The organism is Leisingera sp. McT4-56, from assembly GCF_020514995.1.
Taxonomy (GTDB): Bacteria; Pseudomonadota; Alphaproteobacteria; order Rhodobacterales; family Rhodobacteraceae; genus Leisingera; species Leisingera aquaemixtae_A.
Window position 1 is genome coordinate 1 of record NZ_JAJALF010000052.1, and the last position, 3,158, is coordinate 3,158.

Sequence of the window (3,158 nt, forward strand, 5' to 3'; positions counted from 1 at the left end):
AGATTTGCCACGCTGACAAAGAACAGGCTGAAGCAGAAGAACGGGGGTGGCACCTGATCGGAGAAGACACAGGTGGCAACCAGAACTACCGTCTGTACCAGCATCAGGCCTGCGGCCATGTTCAGCGGATTGCCCGTGCCAACATGCAGACTGGCCGGTTTCAATGCAGCAACTGCGGCGAGGGCTGGAGCAGTGCGCCAAGTTTTCTCTACGTCATGAAGCTCAAACTCGCCAAAGGTGCCAAGCTGATCAAACTCGGCTACAGCAGGGATCCCATTTCCCGCCTTTACCATCAGCTCTTGAAGACCAAAGAGACGGAGGCGCAGGTCCTGCGAACAGTTCCCATCAGCTCCGGCCACACAGCTGTGCAAATTGAGAAAGGCCTGCATGCGCGGCTGAAGGCAGAGCACCCCGACAGCGTTGCGCCGCCAGACCTCTACGCAGAAGAGCTGAGCGTCAAAAGCGAGGTCTACTTCGCCGATGCGGCCCAGGTGATCTTCGCGATGCTCGACGCCATTGAGGCAGAAGAAGACCGCTAAGCGGCCCCCCTCCTCTTCAATTTCCAACATCTCCCGCCCGGTTTCACCGGGCGCCCGATCCCTTTTGCCTTTTTGAAGGAGGCTTGCCATGAGCCAGCTTGATCTCTCCAACCCCGCGCGCCCCGATTGGTGGCAGTTCGCCGAAGACTGCGCCCGCCGCTATCATCTCTATCACAGAGAGCTGCAGCAAACTCGGCGCAAGACACTCAAAGAAGACGCGCCAGACGGCAGTGCTGGCACCGAGGAGCCGCTTGTGTCCACGCCCCCGGAACAACCCCATTCCTTGCTGCAGCATCTGAGCGAGAACTCGGACGTGCAGCACCTGCCGCCGGAACTCTGGGAAGCGCTGGATCAAGAAGGCGCCGACCCGCACGCATGTGATAACGCGGGCCGCTGGCTGCCGGACACAGACCTGCCGGCAGACAAGCTGCTTCTTCTGCTTCGGATCGCCGCGGCCTTCGGCTCCCCGGCTGCGGTGGACACGCAGCTTGCCCGTGGCGCCGTGCTGATCCTGCACAACATTCCTGCCTCCGGGTTTTCAAGCGTGGAAAATCTCCTCAACCACGCCCTGCTGCCGCCGGGCTGGCAGGCCTATGACGGCCGGCGCCAAGTGCAACTGAACCAGCGCGTGACCCTCGCTGTCCCCTGTGCCCGCGATGGTGCGATTGAACAGCAACACATTGATGAGCTGCACGATCTGATCATCAAAGGCCTGGCGCACAGCCAGCCTTTGTGGATCTGCCTGCCGGATGAGATGGCACTGCCGGCGCCGCTGGTGGCGGAGCACTGCCATCAGCTGGCATTGCCGCAGGTGGACGCGGATTTTCTGATCGCCCTGCTGCGTCGGACCCACAGCCGCACGGGCCGCATTGATGAAGCCGCCGCCCGCGCCGCGCTGCCCCCGAACGGCCAGCTGCAAGAGCTCTCCACCGCCGCACTCTCATTCGCCCTGCGTGCGCCCACAGCGAAGAAGATGGCGCAACGCCTGTCCCAGGCGCTTACTGCCGCTGCCGCTTCACCGCCCGAAGCCCACGCGCCGAGGGAGGAGATCACAGGTATTGGCCGGTCCTATGACACCGCCCGGCAACTGGTTGCAGACCTGCGGCTCTGGGACGAAGGCGGCGTGGCCTGGAATGAGATCCCGCACTCCTTGCTGCTTTTTGGCCTGCCGGGCACCGGCAAGAGCCACCTCGCCCGCGCGATGGGCCGGAGCGCCGGGGTCAATTGCGTCGAGACAAGCTGCGCCGAATGGCAGGCCAAGGGGCATCTGGGCAACCTCCTGCACGCCATGCGCAAAAGCTTCGATGAAGCCCGGAAGAATGCTCCCTGTATCCTCTTCATCGATGAGATCGACGCGATCAGCTCGCGCACCAGCGGCGACACCCACGGCAGCAGATATGGATCGCAGGTGATCGCTGGTCTCCTGGAGCAGATGGACCGCATCAGCCGGGATGCAGGGATCATGGTGGTTGGTGCCTGCAACCACCCGCAGCACATCGACCCCGCAGTTCTTAGAGCCGGGCGGTTTGACATCAAGATCGAGATGCCGCTGCCAAGCAAGGCAATGCTGCAGCACCTCCTTGCTGAGCGGCTGCAGGACGCATTCCCCGAGGATGCGATGTTGGAGCTGGCGCGGGACTGCATTGGAAAGACCGCCGCCGACGTTGACGCCGCGGTGCGCTCAGCCCGCAGTGAAGCCCGTCACAGCGGCTTCCCGCTCGATCTGCAGCTTCTGCGCCGCCATCTGCAAGTCATGGTACAGGAGGAGAACCACGACCTGCTTTACCGCATCGCCATTCATGAAGCCGGTCACGCCATCACCTCGTGGAGCTACGGCGAGACGATCACGCGGATCAGCCTGTCTCCATCTGGCGGCACAATTGAGCGGGAAGTTCCCCCGAACGCGGGTCTGCCGGCAGACTTTGAATGCCAGCTGTATATCCACCTCGCGGGGCGGGCGGCGGAGCGGCTCATCTTCGAGACTGTTTCTGCCGGGGCCGGCGGGGGCGCAACGTCCGATTTGGCAAAGGCTGCGCGGATGGTTCTGGCGATGGATTTTGAACTGGGTTTAGGGGCCTTCGGCAACGGCTGGTTTGGACCGCAGGATCCAGCCCAACTTGCAGAACCCGACCGCAAACGCCTCCGTGAGAAGCTCGACTACGCGGAGGACCACGTACGCGCACTGCTGTATCCCCATCAGCAGTTGCTTAAGGACATGGCTGCAGACCTGGTGCAGAAACGAGAGTTCGATACCAAGGCGGTCCGGTCCTGGCTGCGCGATGTGCCGCGCAAAAATGGTCCAGAGCCGGTCCTGGACCAGTAGATGCGCCCGCCAACCAAGCCGCACCGCCGCGAGGTTTGCACAATTCTTATGTGCAAACTTCCGCGGCGCAGGCTCCAGTTGGCCCAAAATCCGGATAATTCCCTTCCGGAAATACTTTGTCCCAAAGCTCCGCCGGGGCGGTCTATGCCCCGCATCCCTGCCCAGCTCCCTCTGCAGAGCGAAAGTTCCGTATTTCCAGGCCCTTATCCACAATTTCCGTCTCCGCAGGGTTACAACCCGGGTCGCTCCAACCCAATCCGGCGCAGTAAACTGTCTCCATCAGCACACGCGGGCGG

Annotated in this window: 2 protein-coding genes; both read left to right on the forward strand. The window is 62.4% G+C overall.

What is annotated here, in order from left to right:
- Positions 1-539: 3CxxC-type zinc finger protein (locus tag LHL23_RS23280; RefSeq protein ID WP_226431739.1), on the forward strand; the 539-nt coding region annotated here is incomplete at its 5' end.
- An 88-nt stretch (positions 540-627) separates the two neighbouring features.
- On the forward strand, positions 628-2,862 hold the full coding sequence (locus LHL23_RS23285; RefSeq protein WP_226431740.1) for an AAA family ATPase: 2,235 nt from the start codon (positions 628-630) through the stop codon (positions 2,860-2,862).
- Positions 2,863-3,158 lie beyond the last annotated feature (296 nt).